General features: G+C 65.4%; 18 protein-coding genes and 1 pseudogene. 13 read left to right on the forward strand and 6 right to left on the reverse strand.

Going from position 1 to position 21,463, the window contains the following annotated elements:
• The first annotated feature begins 52 nt into the window (after window positions 1-52).
• From ACE10X_RS34220 to ACE10X_RS34230, 3 genes are all read left to right on the forward strand, one after another.
• Window positions 53-436, forward strand: a complete 384-nt coding sequence (locus tag ACE10X_RS34220; RefSeq protein WP_038386255.1) for a tautomerase family protein — start codon at window positions 53-55, stop codon at window positions 434-436.
• Window positions 437-562: 126 nt separating this feature from the next.
• The gene (gene blaBJP, locus ACE10X_RS34225; protein WP_038386254.1) at window positions 563-1,450 is read left to right on the forward strand and encodes a BJP family subclass B3 metallo-beta-lactamase; all 888 of its coding nucleotides are present in this window, start codon (window positions 563-565) and stop codon (window positions 1,448-1,450) included.
• A gap of 341 nt (window positions 1,451-1,791) precedes the next feature.
• Window positions 1,792-2,154: a DUF930 domain-containing protein gene (locus ACE10X_RS34230; protein ID WP_338132091.1), complete on the forward strand. Its 363-nt coding sequence runs from the start codon at window positions 1,792-1,794 to the stop codon at window positions 2,152-2,154.
• 222 nt (window positions 2,155-2,376) lie between these two features.
• Here the strand turns inward: ACE10X_RS34230 and ACE10X_RS34235 are convergent, their stop codons facing one another.
• Entirely contained in the window at window positions 2,377-2,748 is a 372-nt protein-coding gene (locus tag ACE10X_RS34235; protein ID WP_244435879.1) for a PepSY domain-containing protein, read from the reverse strand.
• 167 nt (window positions 2,749-2,915) lie between these two features.
• Here ACE10X_RS34235 and mdlC point away from each other — a divergent pair, with 167 nt between their 5' ends.
• Window positions 2,916-4,544: a benzoylformate decarboxylase gene (gene mdlC / locus ACE10X_RS34240; RefSeq protein ID WP_038386260.1), complete on the forward strand. Its 1,629-nt coding sequence runs from the start codon at window positions 2,916-2,918 to the stop codon at window positions 4,542-4,544.
• A 279-nt stretch (window positions 4,545-4,823) separates the two neighbouring features.
• Window positions 4,824-5,939, forward strand: a pseudogene (locus tag ACE10X_RS34245) (integrase core domain-containing protein); the annotation flags it as partial.
• A 194-nt stretch (window positions 5,940-6,133) separates the two neighbouring features.
• On the opposite strand, the gene ACE10X_RS34250 reads toward ACE10X_RS34245, so the two are convergent.
• The gene (locus ACE10X_RS34250; protein ID WP_038386252.1) at window positions 6,134-7,669 is read right to left on the reverse strand and encodes a 4-hydroxyphenylacetate 3-hydroxylase family protein; all 1,536 of its coding nucleotides are present in this window, start codon (window positions 7,667-7,669) and stop codon (window positions 6,134-6,136) included.
• Window positions 7,670-7,754: 85 nt separating this feature from the next.
• Between ACE10X_RS34250 and ACE10X_RS34255 the strand changes: the two genes are divergently transcribed.
• Complete coding sequence (locus tag ACE10X_RS34255; RefSeq protein WP_038386251.1) at window positions 7,755-8,375, forward strand: TetR/AcrR family transcriptional regulator; 621 nt, start codon at window positions 7,755-7,757, stop codon at window positions 8,373-8,375.
• Window positions 8,376-8,446: 71 nt separating this feature from the next.
• Here ACE10X_RS34255 and ACE10X_RS34260 read toward each other — a convergent pair whose 3' ends face one another.
• Together ACE10X_RS34260 and ACE10X_RS34265 are read right to left on the reverse strand one after the other, a co-directional pair.
• The gene (locus ACE10X_RS34260; RefSeq protein ID WP_038386250.1) at window positions 8,447-9,241 is read right to left on the reverse strand and encodes an SDR family oxidoreductase; all 795 of its coding nucleotides are present in this window, start codon (window positions 9,239-9,241) and stop codon (window positions 8,447-8,449) included.
• Between the two features lie 225 nt (window positions 9,242-9,466).
• On the reverse strand, window positions 9,467-10,162 hold the full coding sequence (locus ACE10X_RS34265; protein ID WP_038386249.1) for a hemolysin III family protein: 696 nt from the start codon (window positions 10,160-10,162) through the stop codon (window positions 9,467-9,469).
• A 195-nt stretch (window positions 10,163-10,357) separates the two neighbouring features.
• Between ACE10X_RS34265 and ACE10X_RS34270 the strand changes: the two genes are divergently transcribed.
• A complete protein-coding gene (locus ACE10X_RS34270; protein ID WP_304556766.1) occupies window positions 10,358-11,821 on the forward strand; it encodes a YcjX family protein in 1,464 nt (487 codons plus the stop codon).
• Window positions 11,818-12,849, forward strand: a complete 1,032-nt coding sequence (locus ACE10X_RS34275) for a YcjF family protein (protein WP_038386244.1) — start codon at window positions 11,818-11,820, stop codon at window positions 12,847-12,849. Before ACE10X_RS34270 ends, ACE10X_RS34275 begins: the two co-directional genes overlap by 4 nt.
• 117 nt (window positions 12,850-12,966) lie before the next feature.
• Here the strand turns inward: ACE10X_RS34275 and ACE10X_RS34280 are convergent, their stop codons facing one another.
• A complete protein-coding gene (locus ACE10X_RS34280; protein WP_051003101.1) occupies window positions 12,967-14,484 on the reverse strand; it encodes a glycosyltransferase family 39 protein in 1,518 nt (505 codons plus the stop codon).
• Window positions 14,485-14,704: 220 nt separating this feature from the next.
• On the opposite strand from ACE10X_RS34280, the gene ACE10X_RS34285 reads away from it, so the two are divergent.
• The 5 genes from ACE10X_RS34285 to ACE10X_RS34305 all read left to right on the forward strand — a co-directional run bounded on the left by ACE10X_RS34285 (window position 14,705) and on the right by ACE10X_RS34305 (window position 19,051).
• Window positions 14,705-16,450, forward strand: a complete 1,746-nt coding sequence (locus ACE10X_RS34285; protein WP_375763428.1) for an adenylate/guanylate cyclase domain-containing protein — start codon at window positions 14,705-14,707, stop codon at window positions 16,448-16,450.
• 162 nt (window positions 16,451-16,612) lie between these two features.
• Window positions 16,613-16,840, forward strand: a complete 228-nt coding sequence (locus ACE10X_RS34290; protein WP_028342505.1) for a hypothetical protein — start codon at window positions 16,613-16,615, stop codon at window positions 16,838-16,840.
• A gap of 205 nt (window positions 16,841-17,045) precedes the next feature.
• Window positions 17,046-18,245: a molybdopterin-dependent oxidoreductase gene (locus ACE10X_RS34295; RefSeq protein WP_038386243.1), complete on the forward strand. Its 1,200-nt coding sequence runs from the start codon at window positions 17,046-17,048 to the stop codon at window positions 18,243-18,245.
• 11 nt (window positions 18,246-18,256) lie between these two features.
• On the forward strand, window positions 18,257-18,568 hold the full coding sequence (locus ACE10X_RS34300; protein WP_085970707.1) for a cytochrome c: 312 nt from the start codon (window positions 18,257-18,259) through the stop codon (window positions 18,566-18,568).
• Window positions 18,569-18,850: 282 nt separating this feature from the next.
• Window positions 18,851-19,051 carry a cold-shock protein gene (locus ACE10X_RS34305; RefSeq protein ID WP_016842427.1) on the forward strand — a complete coding sequence of 67 codons (201 nt, stop codon included), beginning with the start codon at window positions 18,851-18,853 and terminating at the stop codon, window positions 19,049-19,051.
• Window positions 19,052-19,253: 202 nt separating this feature from the next.
• On the opposite strand, the gene ACE10X_RS34310 is transcribed toward ACE10X_RS34305, so the two are convergent.
• Window positions 19,254-21,326: a tetratricopeptide repeat protein gene (locus ACE10X_RS34310; RefSeq protein WP_038386241.1), complete on the reverse strand. Its 2,073-nt coding sequence runs from the start codon at window positions 21,324-21,326 to the stop codon at window positions 19,254-19,256.
• Window positions 21,327-21,463 lie beyond the last annotated feature (137 nt).

Below are 21,463 nucleotides of genomic sequence, written 5' to 3' on the forward strand. Positions count from 1 at the left end.
CGCACATCCCGATCAACGCGGGGCCGAGCCCCACATCACACAGGAGACCACCATGCCATTCGTTCGCATCGACCTGAAGCGCGGCAAGTCCGCCAAATATCGCAAGACGCTGGGCGAGATCGTCTACAAGGCGATGCGCGAGGTGATCAACGTCCCCGAGAACGACAAGTTTCAGGTCATCACCGAGCACGACCGTGGCGATCTGAACTACGCCGACAACTATCTCGGCAATACCTACAGCGACGATCTCGTCTTCATCCAGATCACCATGAATGCCGGGCGTACCGTCGAGATGAAGAAGGCGTTCTACAAGCGGATCGTGGACGACTATCAGAGCCAGCTGCAGGGCCGGCCGGACGATGTCGTCATCAACCTCGTCGAGGTCGCCAAGGAGAACTGGTCGTTCGGCAACGGCATCGCGCAATACGCGAGCTGAACGCAGAACAGGAATGCGCCGGACGGACGGCCGCCTGCCCGGCGGCTTGCCGTCCGCAGCTTGCGGTCGGCGTTGCCAGCACGCATAGTGCACGCCGCACGAACAACAACAAACAGGGAGGCAACCATGAGGACGATCGCAGCCGCGCTGTGCGCGCTCGCGCTGATCGCAACCGGTGCGCAGGCACAGACGCTCAAGGATTTCATGGCTGTTGTCATGAAGAAATGGACCGCGCCGTTCGAACCGTTCCAGCTCATCGACAATATCTACTATGTGGGCACTGACGGGATCGCGGTCTACGTCATCAAGACGTCGCAGGGGCTGATCCTGATGGACACGGCGATGCAGCAGTCGACCGGCATGATCAAGGACAACATCGCCAAGCTCGGCTTCAAGGAGGGCGACATCAAGATCATCCTCAACACCCACGCCCATCTCGACCACACCGGCGGCTTTGCCGAGATCAAGAAGGAGACCGGCGCACAACTGATTGCCGGCGAGCGCGACAAGCCGCTGCTCGAGGGCGGCTATTATCCGGGCGACGAGAACAACGCCGATCTCGCCTTTACGCCGGTGAAAGTCGACCGCACCGTCAAGGAAGGCGACAAGGTGACCCTCGGCGACGTCACGCTCACGGCGCACACCACCCCCGGTCATTCGCCCGGCTGCACCAGCTGGGAGATGACGGCCAAGGACGGCAGCCAAACGCGCAACGTGCTGTTCTTCTGCAGCGGAACGGTGGCGCTGAACCGGCTGGTCGGCCGCCCGACCTATCCCGGCATCGTCGACGACTACCGCTCGACCTTCACCAAGGTCAAGGCGATGAAGGTCGACGTGCTGCTCGGGCCGCATCCGGAGGTCTACGACATGCAGGCCAAGCGGGCGCAGATGAAGGACGGCGCGGCGAACCCGTTCGTCAAGCCCGGCGAGAATGCCACCTATGTGGCGGGGCTGGAGCAGGATTTCGACAAGCAGCTCGCCAAGCAGACGGCGGCGTTGCAAAAGTCGAACTAGGTATCACAGCGAAAGGTCATACCGTCATCCTGAGGAGCCGCGAAGCGGCGTCTCGAAGGATCGACGGCCCGGTTTGTGGCGCATCCTTCGAGGCTCGCTCCGCTCGCACCTCCAGCGACAAAGGCGCAGCCTTTGCGCGGGGATGACGTGGAACAGCCGCCGATACGATTTTCAGCCGTTGCTGAGGCAACACCGTCAGGCAATCCACCGACAGGTGGATTGCTTTTCCAATGTGGCCTTGAGCACGAATTCGTGGATTGAAGACTGCGCCGCTTCTGTATATGGCAGGGTCCTGCTCACCTACCTTCCCGATGAGGCGCCTGTTGAGACTGCTTCTTCTCGTGTCGCTGCTCGTGCTCTCCGCTCCAGCCTGCGCACAGGACCAGCGCTTTCTCGACAGCCTGCGTCACGTCGAGCCGGCAACAAGGCTTGAGCAAGTCTGCGACTATGCCGTCATGTCCGACATCAACCGCGATACCGGGCGACAGGCCGACAGGGCAAAGTCCGACGTCACCTCCAGCCCGTCGCACCATGGCGATACGGTGATCGCAAAAGGCGGCGCGTTCCGCAGCAAAGGCCAGTGGTTCTCGTTGAGCTATACTTGCAAGGGCACTCCCGACCACCTGCATGTGACCAGCCTGCAATACAAAGTCGGTGAGGCTATTCCGACGTCGAAATGGGCGTCGCTGGGCCTTTGGCGCTAGAGCGTTTTCGAGCGAAGTGGATACCGGTTCGCGTGAAGAAAACGCGTCAAAACAAGAATCTAGAGCCCCGTTCCGATTCCATCGGAACGGGAAAAGCTCTAGTCTGAGCGAGCGGAACGTTTCAACAGGCGCGGCCTTCATCTCCGCTTCCGGTGCAGCCGGCGGATCGCATGCAGCCATCTCGCCGCGCAGCGCGGCCACGAGCAGGCGCGAAGGCGGATATCAATTCTTTGGCTCGTTCTTGGTCAACTGTCCGGTGTGCGGGTCGATGTGCAACTCGTACGTCTTGCCATCCTTCACTGCATCGCCTTCCCAATGGCCGTCGTCAGCCTCCAGATCCGTGATGTTCGTGTAGCCCAGATTATGGAGCCGATCGACAATCTGTTGCTTGGTGAGCCAATCCGCGCCCGGAACGTCAGCGAGCGCCGAAGTGGACAGAACAGCAAGGAACAAAACGAGTATCGTCTTCATGCGTGCCTCCTTCGCTTGACCATCGCTTATCCGCGGCCGGAACTCGTGCCACACCTCAACGCCGACCGGCTGGTGGGGTTGCAGGGCATAGGTCAAAAGCGGAATATTCCGGCGCAGGCTCAAGACACTCCACACGCCTCACCTTGGAGCACGACGTCGGCCGGCGCTCGATTGGACAGCGTCCGAACCGTATCCTAGAACGATCAGACGATCCAAGACGCGCTCGTTGGACGTCAAGGCCGATCTCCGTTGCCCGTAACGAACGTGTCACCAACTCCCGGGGTTCAATGATGTCGTCGCGCAAACCCGCCGCCAGCAAAGGCAAGACCGTCACCGTCAAGCACGCCACCTTCGGCCTGCTCCGCGCGTGGGGCATCAACAAGGTGTTCGGCAATCCCGGCTCGACCGAGCTGCCGTTCCTGAGCGACTGGCCCGACGACATCGACTACGTGCTCGGCCTGCAGGAAGCTTCCGTCGTCGGCATGGCCGACGGCTATGCGCTGGCGACGCGCAATGCCGGGTTCGTCAACCTGCATTCGGCGGCCGGGGTCGGCAACGCGCTCGGCAATATCTACAACGCCTACCGCAACCAGACCCCGCTGGTGATCACCGCCGGTCAGCAGGCGCGCTCGATCATGCCGCTGCAGGCCTTCCTCTATGCCGAGCGCGCCTCCGAATTCCCGCGGCCTTACGTGAAATTCGCGGTCGAGCCGGCGCGCGCCGAAGACGTGCCCGCCGCGATCGCGCGCGCTTATTATGTCGCGATGCAGCCGCCCTGCGGACCGACCTTCGTCTCGGTGCCGATCGACGACTGGGCGCATGCGACGCAGCCGCTCGACGCGCGCCAGGTCAGCCGCGAGATCGGCCCCGATCTGTCGGCGATGCAGGCGCTGGTGGCCGCGCTCGGCGAGGCCAAGCGCCCTGCCCTCGTCGTCGGCCCCGCCGTCGATCGTGCCGAGGCGGTCGACCTCATGGTTGACGTCGCCGAGAAGTCGAAGGCCGCGGTCTGGGCCAGCCCGTTCTCGGCGCGCTGCTCGTTCCCCGAGCGGCATCCGCAGTTTGCCGGCTTCCTGCATGCCGCGCCGGGCCAGCTCTCCGACGCACTGCGCGAGCACGATCTCGTCATCGTGGTCGGCGCGCCGGTCTTCACCTTCCATGTCGAGGGCCATGCCGCGATCTTCGACGGCTCGACCACGATCTTCCAGATCACCGACGATCCGGATGCCGCCGCGATGACGCCGACCGGCCACAGCATCGTCGCAACCATGAAGCCCGCGCTGACGGCGCTGCTCGAGATGCTGCCCGAGACCAGGCGCACCGCGCCGGCCGGCCGTGTCCTGCCGCTGTCGCCCGCCGCCGGCGACCCGATCCCCGCCGAATATGCGCTGCACACGCTCTCGGCAGCGATGGGCCCCCACGATGCGCTGGTCGAGGAAATACCGTCGCACCGCCCGCTGATGCAGAAGGCGATGCCGATGCACGGCCAGGACAGCTTCTACACCATGGCGAGCGGCGGCCTCGGCTACAGCCTGCCGGCCGCGGTCGGCATGGCGCTCGGTCGACGTCAGGGACGCACGGTCTGCCTGATCGGCGACGGGTCGGCGATGTATTCGATCCAGGCGCTGTGGACATCGGCGCAGCGCAAGCTGCCGCTGACGGTCGTCGTGCTCAACAATTCCGGCTATGGCGCGATGCGCTCGTTCAGCCAGGTGATGCAGGTGCGCAACGTGCCGGGCCTCGATTTGCCCGGCATCGATTTCGTCAAGCTCGCCGAAGGCATGGGCTGCGACGCCGTGCGGGTGACGAAATCGGCCGAGCTCGCCGGCGCCTACCAGCGCGCCCTGTCGCATCAGGGCACCAGCCTGATCGAGGTGATGGTGGATTCCGCGGTGCCGCTGCTCTACGCGCAGAAGGCGTGAGCAAAGCGGTGATGGCCCTCAGCAGGGCATCGTGGAGCTATGTTAGTTGATCTTGCGGCAAACTGCCTGCACCTCTCCCGCTTGCGGGGGAGGTCGCATCGCATTGAAGATGCGATGCGGGTGGGGGATCTTTCCACGATGTGACTCGCGGAGAGAACCCCACCCTAGCCCTCCCCCGCAAGCGGGAGAGGGAGCCTGGTCCTAACCGGCTAGATAGGTAACAGAATAGACCGGCGACATGGGTAACAGGTCAACTGATCGGCGAGGAGGAGCTTGCCGATGGGGTGGATGGAGACCTGTGCTGTGGATGAGCGGATGCGGTTTGTGGTGGCGGCGCAAAAGCACGAGGAGTCATTTGCGGCGGTGTGTCGGCGATTCGGAGTGAGCCGTCGGGTGGGCTACAAATGGCTTGCGCGGTTCGAGGAAGAAGGCGCGGCCGGACTGTTCGATCGTCCACGAGCTCCTTTGCATCGTCCGCAAAGCGTTGCGGAAAAGATTGCCGAGCGCTGCCTTGAAGTGCGTCGGGCGCATCCGACCTGGGGGCCGATCAAGGTGCTGGCCTTTCTCGAACGGAAGTCACCTCGGACGGCATGGCCCGCGGCAAGCACGATCGGCGAGCTGTTCGATCGTGAAGGCCTGACGGTGAAGCGCAAGCTGCGCCGACGCAGCCCGCCCTCGAGCGCGCCCTTTGCCGGTTGCGATGCAGCCAACGATACTTGGTGCATCGACTTCAAGGGCTGGTTCCTGACCGGGGACGGCATGCGCTGCGAGCCGCTGACGATCACCGATGCCTATAGCCGCTACCTGCTGCGCTGCCAGGTTTTGGCGCGCACCGACACGGATCATGTCTGGCCCGTGCTGGACGCGGCGTTCCGCGAATTTGGGTTGCCGCATTACATGCGCTCGGATAACGGCTCGCCGTTTGCCTCGCGCGGCGCTGGAGGATTGTCGCGGCTGTCGGTGAAGCTGATCAAAGCCGGCGTGACGCCGGAGCGCATTGCACCGGGCAAACCTCAGCAGAACGGCCGCCATGAGCGCATGCATCTGACCCTGCTGCAAGACGTCGCCAGCCCGCCGGCTCCCACCATGCGCGAGCAGCTTAAGCGCTTGCACAGCTTCCAGTATCTCTACAACGAAGAGCGCCCGCACCAGTCGCTCGACAACGCCACGCCAGCCGACCGTTACCAAGCCTCCTCGCGCCGCTTCCACGGTGTCTTGCGCGAGCCGGAATACGCTGACGATCAGGAGGTCCGTTCGGTCCGGCAGAACGGAGAGATCAAGTGGCTGGGCAACACGATTTACATCAGCGAAGCGCTGATCGGTGAGCCCGTCGGCATGGCCGAGGACCACGACGGCTGGACCGTCAGCTATGGCCCGATCGTGCTCGGCACGATCGCTCGCCGCGGTGACCAACTTCGCAGGCCGAGACGCAAAGCAAGCGGCTGTGGACTTGAGGACAACGCTGCCCGTTGCCCTCAGGGTCCACAGCCTCAACAACAACAGACCTGAACGAAACGAGAATTGTGTTACCTATGTTGTCGGTCTGAACTGTTACCTATGTTGCCGGTTGCTCAGCCTGATGAGCGTGCTCACTTCACGAGAGCGGAATCCAGCGCCGACGGCGTCGGCACCTCGCAGCCGGTGGCGCAGCAGCGTCCGGGCTGCTTCGATACCCGCTGTCCCTGGTCGACAAGGCCGCGACCGAGCAGATTCTCGACCAGCTCGGCCTTCTCCATGACAGGATAGTTGCGCCAGATCTCGCGCTTCATCGCCTCCGGTGAGCCGCCGCCGTGCAGCGAGATCACCGAATACCAGCCGGCCTCGTGCGAGACGGTGAGGTCCTCGATCAGCCGCGCCACCTCGGCGCGCTGGTCGGCCGGGATATCGGGACGTCCGCCCATGACAGCGGCAAGCGAGGCGCGCGTTTCCGGATTGTGATCCTCGTCGGGACCCGGCAGCGCGACGATCAGCCCGCCGGAGACGTAGTGCGCGACGCGGTGCATGTCGTAGATCTTGGTCGCCAGCAGCAGCTTGCCGATGTTGGAGAACACCGCATCCGGCATCACCGAGCCCGCCGGATCCTTCGTGCAGTAGACCGACGAGGCGACGCCGCAGGCGTAGAAGCTTTCGGTAATGGTGATCAGCTCGACCATCGCCTCGCGGATATGCGCGTGCTTCTCGGCATCGAGTCCGTTGGCCTCGATCATCAGCGCGCCGGCGCCGATCAAGAGATCGCCGAAGCCGGCACGGGCGCCGATGCAGGAATGGCGATGATGCGTGGCGTAGGACGTGGTGAGGAAGCCGCCCTCCTCGGTCTCGCCGGCGAGGAACACGCGGTCGTGCGGCACGAACACGTCGTCGAACATCACGACGCCGACCGACTGGCCGTACTTCGCCGAGAATTTCGCCGCGGCATCGCCGGGCCGGCCGGCCGGGCGCGCGACGATGGTGACGCCGGGCGCATCGACCGGCACGGCGCAACAGACCGCGAAATCCTTGTCGGCAGGCACATGGGTGCGGCACGGCATGACAAGGAATTCGTGCATGTAGGGCGCGCCGGTCACAATCGCCTTGGTGCCGCGGATCACGATGCCGTCGGGCCGGCGCTCCTTGATATGGACGTAGACGTCCGCATTGGCCTGCAGGCCCGGTCGCTTGGAGCGGTCGCCCTTGGCGTCGGTCATGGCGATGCCGAGCGTCAGATCCTGGTCCTGCACCTCGTGCAGATAGTTCAGAAAGCGCTGACTGTAATCGGTGCCGTGGCGATCGTCGGTCAGCCTGGTCGCCTGATAGAGACCGTTCAGCGCATCATGGGTCAGGTAGCGCTGCGCGCAGCCCGACGTCCTGCACACCAGCCGCACCGCCTCGAGCTTGTCGAGCAGGTCCTGCGAGCTCTGATTGATGTGGAGCATGCGGTTGACGGTCTTGCCCGAAGTGCCCTGCCGCGCCGTCATGATCGGCACGTGCTCGGGCTGTAGCGCGAAATCATAGGTCACGCCGACGCCCGCCACGCCGGGCGCCAGCAACGGCTCGTCCGCGACGCTCGCAACGGCCGCGCCGTTGACGAACACACGCGGCTTGTAGCGGCGCAGGGATTCCCGGTAGTCCGCAGCCGTCATCAGCATGGCGCTTCTCCCTTGCTCATTTATTCTAGCATTGTTAAATTATCTAACGATGTTAGAATTGAGTCAAGAACGGATTCGCCGGGCCATGCAGACGCGCGAGAGCAGGAAGGAAGCGGTCAGCCGCCACAAGCGGGAGCTGATCCTCGACGCGGCGCGGAGCGTGTTCGCGGAGGAAGGCCTCGAGGGCGCGAGCCTGCGGGCCATCGCGACGCGGGCCGGCTACACGCCGGCGGCGCTGTATTTCCATTTCGATTCCAAGGAGGCGATCTATGCCGAGGTGCTGCGGCAGTCGCTGGCCTCGCTCGGCGAAGCCGTCAGCGCGGCGGTCGCGACGACGCGCGGCGCCAAGCAGAAGCTGCACGCCGCAGGCATGGGCTTCTTCCGCTATTATGCGGAGCACCCGCGCGACCTCGATCTCGGCTTCTACCTGTTCCGCGGCGGCATGAAGCCGGCAGGGCTCGGCCATGACCGCGACCACGCGCTGAACGCCGCGCTGGAGGCGGCGCTGCATCCGATCGCCGAAGCCGCTGAAGCGCTCGGCGCGTCAAGGCAAAAGGCGAACACCGTGATGGTGGACTGCTTCGCGCATGCGACCGGCCTGCTGTTGTTGCTGCACACCGGCCGCATCAGGATGTTCGGCGCGTCGGCTCCCGATCTGATGGACGCATATCTGCGCGACAAGATCGCGCAGATCGCCAGGGAGTGACCCGGATTACGCGGAGCCTGTCATCGGGCGCGCGTTCGCGCGACCCGTTGGCTTCATCCGGGCTACCGGTCTCACTTCCCGTGCGCTTCCCGCATCTTGGCCTGGATCTTGGCCATGCCGCCGATCCAGCGGTCGTAATTCTCGGTCTTCTTGCGCATGTAGCCGAGCACCTGCGGATGCGGCAGGATCAGGAAGGTCTCCTGCTCGATACCCCTCAGCGCATCCTGCGCGACCTGCTCGGCGGAAAGATCGCCGTCGCCGGATTGCGGGCCCTTCGGGATCGAGCGCAGCATGTTGGTGTCGACGCCCTGCGGGCAGAGGATCGAGACCTTGATGTTGTCGGCGCGGTGCGAGATCGCGAGGTTTTCCGCAAAGCCGACCGCGGCGTGCTTGGTGGTCGAATAGGCCGGGCTGCCGACCTGCGACAAGAGCCCCGCGGCCGAGATCGTGTTGAGGAAGTAGCCGCCGCCGCGCGTCTTCATGCGCGGCACCAGATGCCGCGCGGCATAGACGTGCGCCATCACATGGATCGCCCAGCTCCGCGACCACGGCTCGTCCGAGGTGCCGCCGGCGTTCACCGACAACGGATCGAAGCCGCCGCCGATGCCGGCATTGGAGCAGAACAGCGCGATCGGGCCGAACATGCGCTCGGTCTCGTCGATCACATGCAGGATGTTCTTCTCCTGCCCGACATCGCATTTGAAGGCGGCGCCGCCGACCGTGGCCGCCACCTTCTCGGCTGCGCCATGATCGAGGTCGACGACCACGACCTTCGATGCGCCCGCGGCGTGGAATGCCTCGCACAGCGCCTTGCCGATGCCATTGCCACCGCCGGTGACCACCACAACCTTACCTGCCACCTGCATGGCCATCCTCCCGATATCTCTGCTTGCACACTGTCGCTTTGCTCACTCGCTCCTGCGTGTCCCGTCACCCTGAGGAGCGCGGCACGCGCGTCTCGAAGGGTCGACGGCCACCAGCCGGGCCGTGCATCCTTCGAGACGCGCTCCGCGCTCCTCAGGATGACGGGACAAAGCGCAACGGGCGTATCACGAAACATGATAGCCCATCCAACGCCGTTGGCGAGAACTTCAGCTCGCCAGCACGACGTCGAACACCGCCGTGTAGTGGCAGGCGGCCCCGAGCAGCACGAAGCAGTGCCAGATCGCGTTCTGGAAGCGCAGCCGGCGCCAGGAGTGGAAGATCACCCCCAGGCTATAGAGAATGCCACCGGCCAGCACGAAGCCGAGCGCCATCGCCGGCAGCGCCTTTACGACGCGGTCGTAGAGCATGATGCCGCTCCAGCCCATCGCGAGATAAAGCCCGACCGAGAGCCGGTCGAAGCGGCCCGGATAGCGCAGCTTCAGCCAGATCCCGACGATCGCCACGCACCACACCCCGACCAGCAGCGCGATCGCGAAAGTGCTGTCCTTCAGTTCCACGATGAACGGTGTATAGGTCGCGGCGATCAGCAGATAGATCGCGGAGTGATCGAAGCGCCGCAGCACCCATTTGGCGCGCGACACCGGCCACAGATTATAGGTCGCCGACAGCACCAGCATCGCGAGCAGGCCGGCGACATAGACCGAGACCACGGCGATGTCGAACGGGCCGGCATAGACCGCGGTCAGCACGATCAGTGCGGTGGCGGCGACCAGCCCGAACGCGACGCCGACGAGATGAATGACGCCGTCGGCGATCAGCTCGGCGCGGTCGTAGTTCCACAGCGCGGCGCCGGCCGCGTGGATCGAGGTCGAGGCAAGTTGCTTCAGGCGGAAGACCGTCATGCAGGCTTTCCCGTGGGCCGATGGACGATGGGTAGCGCGGGTGGTGTGACGCGTTCAATTCCCTTGCCCCCGACAATCCCCTCGCCTGTAAAGGCGCCGGAAATGTGAAGCTTGATTTTGGCCCGATAATCGCCACTTTGCGGGTGATCGCCCGCCCCTTTTTGTCCCTCCTGCCGGGTTTATCGTTAACCCTCCATGCCCCCCAGCTTCACTGATATCGTCGAGGAAGCCCGTCTCTCGGCGCGGGCGCTGCTCGACTATGGCGAGGGCTTCTTCAACCCGACGGTGCGGCTCGGCGTCACCGGCCTGTCGCGCGCCGGCAAGACCGTGTTCATCACCGCGCTGGTGCACGGCCTGACCCGCGGCGGCCGCTTCCCGGTGTTCGAGGCCTATGCCTCGGGGCGGATCGCGCGCGCCTATCTCACCCCGCAGCCCGACGATGCGGTGCCGCGCTTCGCCTATGAGAACCATGTCCGGACATTGGTCGAGGAGCGGACCTGGCCGAGCTCGACCACCGACATCTCCGAGCTCCGTCTCGTGATCGAGTATCAGCGGCAGAATGGCGCGGACCGCACGCTCACCCTCGATATCGTCGACTATCCCGGCGAGTGGCTGCTCGACCTGCCGCTGCTCAACAAGAGCTACGAGCAATGGTCGGCGGAAAGCCTTGCGCTGTCGCGCGAGCCGCTGCGCGCAAAACTCGCGGCGCCCTGGCACGCCCATCTCGCGACGCTGAAGCCCGAAGCCAGAGAGGACGAGCAGGCCGCGCTGACCGAAGCACGCCTGTTCACCGACTATCTGCGCGCCTGCCGCGACGAGCGCTTCGCGATGAGCCTGTTGCCGCCCGGCCGCTTCCTGATGCCCGGCAATCTCGCCGACACGCCGGCACTGACCTTTGCACCGCTCGACGTGCCCGCAGGCGGCAGCGCGAGTGACGGCTCGCTATGGGCGATGATGCGGCGGCGCTTCGAGGCCTACAAGGACGTCGTGGTGCGGCCGTTCTTCCGCGACCATTTCGCGCGGCTCGACCGCCAGATCGTGCTGGCCGATGCGCTCGCCGCATTCAACGCCGGCCCCGAGGCGCTGCACGATCTCGAAGCCGCGCTCGCCGGCATCCTCGACTGCTTCCGGATCGGCCGCAGCACGATCCTGAGCGCGCTGTTCCGGCCGCGCATCGACCGCATCCTGTTCGCGGCAACCAAGGCCGACCACCTGCACCACCAGAGCCACGACCGGCTGGAAGCCGTGCTGCGGCGGATCGTGGCCAAGGCCGCCGAGCGCGCCGAATATGCCGGCGCCGACATCGACGTCGTGGCGCTCGCCGCGGTGCGCGCCACGCGCGAGGCGCAGGTCCAGCGCGGGCGCGACCGGCTGCCGTCGATCCTCGGCACGCCGGCGCCGGGCGAGGTAGCCAATGGCGAGCGGCTTGACGGCGAGACGGAGGTTGCGACCTTTCCGGGCGACCTGCCCGACAATCCGGAGGAGCTGTTCAACGGCGGATTCCGCGGTCTCTCAAGCTCGGACACGGAGGCCGCAGACTACCGCTTCCTGCGCTTCCGCCCGCCGAAGCTGGAACGAAACGGCGATGCGGAGCCGGCGCTGCCTCACATCCGCCTTGACCGCGCTCTCCAGTTCCTGATCGGAGACAAACTGCAATGAACGAGAAGACGCCCCCGCGGCGGCCGGCGACGTTCAAGCTCGACGATCCCGGCGTGGTCGTGATGGATCCGGACGACGGCGGCCGCCTCACCCGCGGCACGATCCAGATCGTGCCCGAGGCCGAGCCCGCGCAGCTCCCGGTCCCGGTTGATACGCCGCTGGTGCCGGCGCGCCGCGGCTTCCGCTGGGGCACGCTGTTCTGGAGCGCGGCCGCGGGCCTCGTGGTCCTCGGCACCGGACTTGGCGTCATCAACCTGGTCGAGGACCTGTTCGCACGCAATGAAGGCCTCGGCGTCCTCGGGCTGGGACTCGCCGTCATCGCCGCGGTGGCGCTCGCGGTCGTCACGACGCGCGAGCTGGTCGGTCTGGCGCGGCTGGCGACCATCGAGAAGCTGCATCTGCGCGCCGCCGAGGTGCTGATCAGCGACGACCGCGCCGCAAGCCGGGTGATCGTTGCCGATTTGCTCAAGCTCGCGCACCAGACCCCGCAGCTCGCCCGCGCCCGCAGCGCGCTGCAGAGCCACACCGACGACATCATCGACGGCGCCGACATGATCCGCCTCGCCGAGCGCGAGTTGATGACGCCGCTCGACGAGGAGGCGCGACGGCTGGTATCGACCGCCGCGCAACGCGTCTCGGTCGTCACCGCGGTCAGCCCGCGCGCGCTGTTCGACGTGCTGTTCGTGTTCGTGGCGAGCTTGCGGATGATCCGCCAACTGGCGCGGCTCTATGGCGGCCGGCCCGGCGCGCTCGGCATGATCCGCCTGCTGCGCCACGTCATCGCGCATCTCGCGATCACCGGCGGCATGGCCGCCAGCGACAGCCTGATCCAGCAGATGCTCGGTCACGGCATCGCGGCAAAACTGTCACAACGCCTCGGCGAAGGCATGCTCAACGGCCTGTTGACCGCCCGGCTCGGCCTCGCCGCGATCGACGTGACCCGCCCGCTTCCCTTCAACGCCCTGCCGCGCCCGGCGCTGACGGATCTCGCGAAGGACCTGATCCGCAAGCGCGAGGAAGAGGAATGAGTTGCTTTGCCTCGCCCCGCTTGCGGGGAGAGGTCGGAATTTTCGCGAAGCGCAAAATTCCGGGTGAGGGGGAGTCTCCGCGATACCAACTCTCGCCGTCCCCGCGGAGACTCCCCCTCATCCCGACCTTCTCCCCGCAAGCGGGGAGAAGGAGAAGGCCAGCACGCGCCAGCGGAAGAAGGTGGTGTCCGGCGGCGGCGACAGATCGGGCGTCCAGCCGCTGATCTTCTCCAGCGAATAGGTGTCCATCACCATGCCGCGCCAGCTCCGCGTCACGCGCTCCAGCGGCTGGCGCACCGCTGTCGTCTCGCTCCACAGCGGCAGATTGTTCTCGGGCTCGCGTCCGACATAGACGCCGGCGTGATCGCGGATCTTGCTCATGCCGGGATCGGCAAAGCCCTGGAAGCGGCCGCGTTCGTTGATTTCGATGACCGTCACCTTCCCGCGCAGCAACCAGCGCAGCATCGCATAGGTGCGATAATCCGTTGTCGCGACCCAAGTCGCGCCGGTCGCCTCAACCTGCGCCAGCGTGCGCGCGGCCACCACATCGTAGCCTGCCTCGGTGCCGATCGGATCGGTGCGGCCGATCAGATTCCACGGCGCGAACATGTAATAGAGGAAGACGCAGACCACGAACACGATGCCCGTGGTGATCGCGGTCCGCGCCCAATAGACCGTCGATTTGACGAGCCCGACCGACCAGCCCTCGAACGGCATCCGCGTGACGTTGATGGCAATTGCCGCGAAGCCGGCGGGCCACAGGAACATCGGCCAGGTGTCGCCGACCCGCAGCGTCAGGGACTTCCAGAGGAAGTAGAGGAACGGCACCAGCACCGCGGTCGCCAGCAGGATCGCGACCGGCTCGCGCTTGCGATAGCCGCGCCATGCTGTCAGCGCGGTGCCGAACAGCGTCACCGGCAGCAGCACGAAGCCGACCAGGCCGAACTGCATGCCGATAAACTCGCCGACGGTGCGCAGCGTGAAGGCGCGCTCGGCGGTGGCGCGCACCGCCTGAAAGCGGAACGAGGCCCAGTCGTGCCCGGCATTCCAGATCAGCACCGGCGCGAACACGACGATCACGATCAACGCGGCGAAATACGGATACGGGCTGCGCAGCCAGCGCCAACGCCAATCCGGCGCCAGCGCAAAGGCGAGCACCGCCGGCGCGAACATGATCGCGGTGAATTTCGACAGCAGCGCCAGCCCGGCAAACAGCCCGGCGGCGAGCCACCAGCGTCCGTCACCACTTTGCGCAAGCCGGACCAGCGACCACAGCATCGCCACCGAAAACGGGATCAGTGCCGTATCGGGCGCGACCTTGGCCATCAAGAGGCCGTAATAAAGCGCCGCCTCCGGCAGCAGCAGCGCCAGCATCACGGCGCGGATATTCTTGGCCGTCACGCGGCGGACGATGTCGGCGAGCAGGAGCTGGGTGGCCAGCATCGCGACGATGCCGCCGAGGCGGACGCCGAGATTGGTGTCGCCGAGGATCGCGGTGCCGAAGCGGATGAACCAGGCGACCATCGGGGGATGGTCGAGGAACGACAGCACGTTTTCCTTCGACCAGGTCCAGTAATAGGCCTCGTCGGTGCGCAGATCGAGCGCATGGGCGTAGACCAGCCGCATCGCGGTCATGGCAACGATCACGGCGATGACGCCCCGCCAATCCGGCGCGCGCGAACGGGCCGGCTTAACGCTGTTGTTATCGGCTCCAGGTTCGGCTTGGGCTATCGTCACGGCGCGCTTTTTGTTCGACTCTTAACGGAGTGTCAACGTGCCGCGCGGCCCGCTCTCGCGGCTGGTCCGGACCCGCGACGGTGTTCAGCGCGGGAATTAACCACTAGACTTGCCGATCATGAATCACATGGCCTCCCCCTCGCGCGAGCATTTGCAGGACATGGCCCGCGGTATCGGCCTGCGGCAGGTCCGCATCGTCACGGGGGCGATCATGTTCGCCTACCTGATCAGCCATTTCCTCAACCACGCGCTCGGCAATATCTCGACGCAGGCGCTGGCGATCGGGGTCTACTACCACACCGAATTCTGGCAGTTCCTGCCGGTCGCGATCGTGTTCTACAGCGCCTGTCTGGTGCATACCGGGCTTGGCATCTGGGCGCTCTATCAGCGCCGCGAGTTCCACTGGAAGGCGATCGAGCCGCTGCAACTCACGCTCGGCCTCAGCATCCCGATGCTGATCGTCGCGCACGTCGTCGGCGTACGGCTCGGCCAGACGCTGTACGGGCAAGAGAAGCTCTACCCCCAGGAGCTGTACACCTTCTTCATCGCCTCGTCGAACCGGCTGTGGCAGATGCTGGCGGTGCTGGTGATCGCCTGGGTGCACGGCTGCATCGGCCTGTATTTCTGGCTGCGGCTGCGTCCGTTCTTCAAGCGCGCCGCGCCGTTCCTGCTCGCCGGAGCCGTGCTGATCCCGACCCTGGCGATGCTCGGCATCTACCAGGGTGGCCGCGCCACGATCATCGACTATCAGGATCCCGACTGGCGGCGCGAGGAGCTCTCGGTGCAGAAGCTCGGCACCGCGGCGCAGGGGACCACGCTCGAGAAGATCACCGACGGCCTGACCATCGGCTATCTCGGCCTGCTCGGCCTCGTGCTGCTGGCGCGCGGCGCGCGCGCCCTGCTGGAGCGCCGCGGCGGCATGATCGCGCTGTCCTACGGCAACGGCCGCACGCTGCGGGTACCGAAGGGATTGAGCGTGCTGGAAGCAAGCCTGCGCTACAACGTGCCGCATGCGAGCGTCTGCGGCGGCCGCGCACGCTGCTCGACCTGCCGCATCCGCATCATCGGCGATCACGCCGGATTGCCCGAGCCCTCGCCGCGCGAAGCCTTCGTGCTGCACCGGGTCGGCAATGACGATCCGTCGATCCGGTTGGCCTGCCAGTTGCGGCCGACCGCCGACCTGAATTTCTTCCAGCTGTTCCTGCCGAGCACGACATCGGCCAACGCGTACGCCGCCAATCCGGCACGGGTCGGCCAGGAGCGCTATCTGGTCAGCATGTTCGTCGACATGCGAGGCTCGACGCAACTTGCCGAGAAGCGGCTGCCGTTCGACACCGTGTTCATCGTCAACCGCTTCCTCGGCGCGGTGTCGCAGGCGGTGCTGGAGGCGGGCGGGCGGCCCAACCAGTTCATCGGCGACGGCATGTTGGCGCTGTTCGGGCTTGCCACCGACCGGCAGGTGGCCTGCCGCCAGGCGTTGCGCGCGGCGGCGCTGATCGCAACCCATATCGACGAGCTGAACCAGTTCCTGAGCCACGATCTGCGCGAGCCAATCCGCTTCGGCATCGGCATCCATGGCGGCGAGGTGATCGTCGGCGATATCGGCTATCGCGACCACATGGTGTTCACCGCGCTCGGCGATGCCGTCAACGTCGCGGCACGGCTGCAGGACATGACCAAGGCGCTGGCCTGCGAGGCGATCATCTCGGACGAGGTGCGCATCACCGCCGGGCTGGCCGACGATGCCCTTCCGGCGCAGGAGGTCGCGATCCGCGGCCGCAACGAGCCGATGACCGTGCGCACGGTCGAAAAGACGCAGCTCCTGTCGACGCTGGTCGACGGCCGGCGTGCCGTCGCGGCCTGACAGGTTCATCTCCGCTTCAGCCCAATGTGACCTGCCGCACATCCGACGGTGCGTTCAGCAGAGATGCTCGAACGTGCCCGGTGCCGGATGCGACTGACTGGCGATGGGTAACACTGCAACCGCGCCGCGACCGAGCTCAACGCGCATCTGAAGGAGACGACCATGTTTCGCAAAGTCACACTCGCTCTCGCCACTGCCGCAACCCTCGGTGCCGCCGCGCTGGCGCCGACCGCAGCTTCCGCCAAGCCGTTCTTCTGGCATCCGCATCACCATCACTTCTGGGGTGGCCCGGGCATTGCCGTCGGCTTCGTCGACTCCGGCTGCTACGCCACCCGCCTGGTGCTGACGCCCTACGGCTATCGCTATCGCACCGTGAACGTCTGCTACTGATCGAACCTTCTTGGATGGAAACGCCCCGGTCGTCCGCGCGATCGGGGCTTTTCGTTGTTGCGACGCAACGCTGCGAAAGCTCAATTGACTCGCGGTTGCCAGGTGCGACATTTGGATCGCGCGCATTCCATGATGCGAAGGCGCGCAAGGCAATCTGGGGCTGGTGATGACTGGCTCACGACAGAACAGCTTCGGAGGAAGCGGAATGCTCGATCGACGAGACTTGATGAAGCGCGCCGGATTGGCCGCTTTGGTGACGGGGCTGGGATCAAGGGGCGCATTCGCCCTCGACACCGTGACGCTGCCCTTTGGCAATGGCGAGCGCCCGCTGGTGCGCTACCCGCAGAAGCGCCCGATGATCGGCCTGACCGCCCGCCCGCCGCAGCTGGAAACGCCGTTTGCGGTGTTCAACGACGGTCCGCTCACGCCGAACAATGCGTTCTTCGTCCGCTATCACCTCGCCGACCTCCCCTACAATCTCGATCCGGACAAGTTCACGCTGGAGATCAAGGGCAAGGTCGACAAGCCGCTGAAGCTGTCGCTGAAGGACATCAGGAAGCTGAAGGCGACCGATATCGTCGCCGTCAACCAGTGCTCCGGCAACAGCCGCGGCTTCTTCAGTCCGCGCGTCGCCGGTGGCCAGCTCGGCAACGGCGCGATGGGCTGCGCGCGCTGGCACGGCGTGCCGCTGAAGACCGTGCTCGACATGGCCGGCGTGCAGGCCGGAGCCAAGCAGGTCACCTTCAACGGCATGGACGGCCCGGTCAGCGACAAGACGCCGGATTTCGTCAAGGCGCTCGATCTCGACCACGCACGCGACGGCGAGGTGATGCTGGCCTGGGGCATGAACGGCGAGGACCTGCCGTTCCTCAACGGCTTCCCGCTCCGCCTCGTGGTGCCCGGCTATTACGGCGCCTATTGGGTGAAGCACCTCAACGAGATCACCGTGATCGACAACGTGTTCGAGGGCTTCTGGATGAAGTCCGCCTACCGGATACCGGATACGCCGAACAATGCGGTCGAGCCCGGCACCGCACCGAAGGCGACGATCCCGATCAATCGCTTCACGGTGCGCTCGTTCATCACCAGCGTTGCCGACGGCACCAAGCTGAAGGCCGGCCGCACCATGCTGCGCGGCATTGCCTTCGACGGCGGCAAAGGCATCAAGGAGGTGATGGTCTCGACCGACGGCGGCAAGAGCTGGACGCCGGCCAAGCTCGGCAAGGACCTCGGCAAATACGCCTTCCGCGAATGGAAGCTGCCGGTGAAGCTCGCGGCCGGTCCCGCAGAGCTGAAGGTGCGCGCCACCAACAATGCCGGCGACACCCAGCCGATGGATCCGTTGTGGAATCCGGCCGGCTATCTGCGCAACGTCGTCGAAACCGTGCGCGTCACCGCGGCGTGAGGAGAAGCATCATGACCAGCAAGCTGCTTCCATCCCTCGCCGCGATCGCCATGTTGTCGATCGGCGCCGCCGTCGCCGCGCCCGTGAACTACACGGTCCCCGAAGAGACCGCGGCCTTCAAGCCGGGCCCCAACCTCGAGGTGGTGCAAAACAACTGCACCGCCTGCCACTCGGCCGACTACATCAAGACCCAGCCGCAGGGCGAGAAGTTCAAGAAGGACTTTTGGCAGGCCGAGGTGACCAAGATGATCAAGGTCTACGGTGCGCCGATCGACGAAGCCGACGTCGGCAAGATCGTCGAATACCTCTCCGCGACCTATTAAGAGACGGCCGGTTGATCCCCGCGCGCCGGCCGAAAGGGCAGCGCGCGGGACGATCGATCCAATTCGGTACACTGGAACCGATCCGTTTTTGCAGCGCATCAATTGACCACGAAACGGGCAATCCGGCGCAAAACCCCCGCAAAGCGGGTTGTTTCCGGTCAAAAACACACCGTCGTTTGATCTACCCAGCTTTTTTCAAACTGCTATCCTGTCGTTGCGGACAAGCCGGTTGTGCGGGGGCCGGCTGGTCTGTTTTCGATTGATTCCGCGGAGACGACTGGAATGCCCAAAGGTACAGTGAAGTGGTTCAACCCGACGAAGGGCTATGGATTCATCCAGCCCGCAACGGGCGGCAAGGACATTTTCGTGCATATTTCAGCAGTTCAGAAGGCTGGCCTTCAGACCCTGAACGAAGGCCAATCCGTCGAGTACGAAGAGATCGCAAATCGCGGCAAGACGTCAGCCGAGAATCTCAAGGTCTAGCGTATCAGCGCCAGATCCGGCGGCGCACTCTCGGATACCGTCCGGGAGTGGGGGCCGACCCAACATCAGACAACGTGACGTTCGGCGGGGCGGGCACGATGCCCGCGCGCCACGGCGTTGAGCTTTTTTCGGCCGCCATCGCCAGCGCGCGCCGACGTTCATCCTTTGCTCCAGCAAAGCGCGCGGCCGCCGAGTTGCCGCGTCACAGGCAGGTGCCGCTCTGGCCGTTGCCGCACGGCACCCGCTTCGACAGCTCCTGAACCTTGCGCTTCGACTCGGCCTGCGCCAGCACGTCGAACACGCTTGACGGCGCGAGCTGCGTTGCCTTGCGGAAGTCCTCGGTCGCCTTGTCGGCACGGTTGAGCGCCTCATGCGCCTTGGCGCGGGCGAACAGGCCCTCAACCGTCTCCTTCTGCGCAATCGCCCGGTCGAGATCCTCGACCGCCTTGTCGTAGTTGCGCAGCGCCGACCAGGTGATGCCGCGCAATGTCAGCGCCGGCTGATAATCGGGCCGCGCAGAGAGGATGAAGTTGAGATCCTTCATCGCGTTATCCGGCTTCTTCAGCCCGAGATAGGCCCGGGCGCGCAGCACATGCGGGAAGGCATCGTTGGGCGCCCTCGTAATGATCTGGTCGAAGGCGGCGATGGCGCGGTCGTACTGGGACGAGGTCAGCATCGCGAGCCCGCGGCCGAGCTGGGCCGTCGGATTGTTCGGGCTTCGCTCCAGCACAGCGTCGATATCGACCAGCCCCTCATCGGCACGGCCCTTGAGCATCAGCGCGAGGCCGCGCCACGATTTGGCGACCAGATTGGTCGGCACCAGCGCCAGGGCCTGATCGAAATCCAGCAGCGCCTTGTCGAGCTGGTTGAGGCCGATATGGGCGAGCCCGCGCTCGGTGAAGGCGAGCGTCTCCTTGGCATTCAGCGAGATCGAATGATCGTAGTCGGCGAGCGCGTCCTGCACCTTGCCGGTGCCGGCCTTGACGAGACCGCGTGCCAGATAGGCCAACGAATTGTTCTGATCGAGCGTGATGGCACGGCCGGCATCAGTCATGGCCTCATCGAACTGCCGCATGCCGGCGGCATTGAGCGCGCGCGACGCCAGCAGCTGCGGATCGTCCGGCTTGAGCTTGAGCAGGGCATTGAGATCGTTGCGCGCGTCCGCCAACCGGCCGAGCCTTGAATAGGCCAGTGCACGCAGGCGCAGCGCAGCCTCGTTGCGGGGGTCGCCGCCCAGCACCTGGGTGAGATTGGCAACGGCGCCCGCATTGTTGCCCTGTGCGACGAACTGCTTGGCCTGCTCGATCTGCTGGTTACCCGCCGCTGGCGCGGCTGGCCGCGCCGCCGTTGCACCTGGCTGCGGTGCGGCCTGTGGCCGCGCGGCGCCGCCTGCTGCCTTGGCGAGTTCGGCCTGCATCGCGACCGCCTGCTGGCGCTGCTGCAGGATCTCCTTGTTGTCGGGAAGAACCGTCAACAGCCGGTCGAAGTCGGCAATCGCGCGGGCATAGTCGCCCTTGGCGCTGTAGAGCTGGGCACGGGCGAAGTAGGCGCTGCGCTCGGCCTGCGGCGCCTGCGCGATGGCGCGCGAGAAATCCTCGATCGCGCGATCCATGTCGCCCTTGCGGCGATAGGCCTGGCCGCGCCAGTAGAACGCATTCGGCGTGCCGGCATTGACGGCAATCGCGGTGTTGGCGTCGGCCAGCGCCGCATCGGGCTGTCCGGATTCGACATAGGCCCGCGCGCGCCCGACATGGGCGGCGGGGAGATCCTGCCGCAACGTGATCGCCTGACCGTAATCCGAGATCGCATCGCTCCAGGCGTGCTGGTCGGCGCGCAGATTGCCGCGCGCCAGGAAGCCGAACGGGTTCTTCGGCTCGAGCTCGATCGCGCGATCGAAATCGGCGCGGGCCTGATCCGGGCTGCCCTTGCGTTGCTGGACATAGCCGCGCGCGATCAGCGCCGGCACGAATTGTCCATTCAGCTGCACCGCCGCATCGGCATCGCTGAGGGCCTGATCGATCTTGCCGCGCGCGATGTCAAATCGCGAGCGGCCGGTGAAGGCCTTGGTGCGATCCTCGGTGGAGCGTGCGGTATCGTTGATGATGCCCGAGCACGCCGCCTCGGCCTTGTCCGTCGGCGGCCCGCTGCAATCCTCCACATCACCCGCGCGCGCCGGGCCGGCGAACAAAGGCCCAAGCAGCAACGCAAGCGCCAGCAGCTGTGGGAGACGAACGCCGCCGGCGGCGGCATCAATGCAGATCGAGTGTGAACGCATGTGGTAGCCTCGGGTTGACCGAATGCTGCCGGTGTTAACGCGTCACTTGGTTCTTATGGTGATCGGCGCTGAACGTATTTTTTGGAACCATATCGTTCGAAGCTATTGTTCAAATCTTGGCATTCGGTTCCCAGCGT

The organism is Bradyrhizobium sp. Pha-3, from assembly GCF_042258325.1.
GTDB lineage: Bacteria > Pseudomonadota > Alphaproteobacteria > Rhizobiales > Xanthobacteraceae > Bradyrhizobium > Bradyrhizobium elkanii.

Bases quoted from the DNA above. Each gene is read 5' to 3' on its own strand.
- ACE10X_RS34220 (WP_038386255.1), top strand. From the start codon at position 53: ATGCCATTCGTTCGCATCGACCTGAAGCGCGGCAAGTCCGCCAAATAT.
- blaBJP (WP_038386254.1), top strand. From the start codon at position 563: ATGAGGACGATCGCAGCCGCGCTGTGCGCGCTCGCGCTGATCGCAACC.
- mdlC (WP_038386260.1), top strand. From the start codon at position 2,916: ATGTCGTCGCGCAAACCCGCCGCCAGCAAAGGCAAGACCGTCACCGTC.
- ACE10X_RS34250 (WP_038386252.1), bottom strand. From the start codon at position 7,669: ATGCTGATGACGGCTGCGGACTACCGGGAATCCCTGCGCCGCTACAAG.
- ACE10X_RS34255 (WP_038386251.1), top strand. From the start codon at position 7,755: ATGCAGACGCGCGAGAGCAGGAAGGAAGCGGTCAGCCGCCACAAGCGG.
- ACE10X_RS34260 (WP_038386250.1), bottom strand. From the start codon at position 9,241: ATGCAGGTGGCAGGTAAGGTTGTGGTGGTCACCGGCGGTGGCAATGGC.
- ACE10X_RS34265 (WP_038386249.1), bottom strand. From the start codon at position 10,162: ATGACGGTCTTCCGCCTGAAGCAACTTGCCTCGACCTCGATCCACGCG.
- ACE10X_RS34270 (WP_304556766.1), top strand. From the start codon at position 10,358: ATGCCCCCCAGCTTCACTGATATCGTCGAGGAAGCCCGTCTCTCGGCG.
- ACE10X_RS34275 (WP_038386244.1), top strand. From the start codon at position 11,818: ATGAACGAGAAGACGCCCCCGCGGCGGCCGGCGACGTTCAAGCTCGAC.
- ACE10X_RS34280 (WP_051003101.1), bottom strand. From the start codon at position 14,484: ATGACCGCGATGCGGCTGGTCTACGCCCATGCGCTCGATCTGCGCACC.
- ACE10X_RS34285 (WP_375763428.1), top strand. From the start codon at position 14,705: ATGAATCACATGGCCTCCCCCTCGCGCGAGCATTTGCAGGACATGGCC.
- ACE10X_RS34290 (WP_028342505.1), top strand. From the start codon at position 16,613: ATGTTTCGCAAAGTCACACTCGCTCTCGCCACTGCCGCAACCCTCGGT.
- ACE10X_RS34295 (WP_038386243.1), top strand. From the start codon at position 17,046: ATGCTCGATCGACGAGACTTGATGAAGCGCGCCGGATTGGCCGCTTTG.
- ACE10X_RS34300 (WP_085970707.1), top strand. From the start codon at position 18,257: ATGACCAGCAAGCTGCTTCCATCCCTCGCCGCGATCGCCATGTTGTCG.
- ACE10X_RS34305 (WP_016842427.1), top strand. From the start codon at position 18,851: ATGCCCAAAGGTACAGTGAAGTGGTTCAACCCGACGAAGGGCTATGGA.
- ACE10X_RS34310 (WP_038386241.1), bottom strand. From the start codon at position 21,326: ATGCGTTCACACTCGATCTGCATTGATGCCGCCGCCGGCGGCGTTCGT.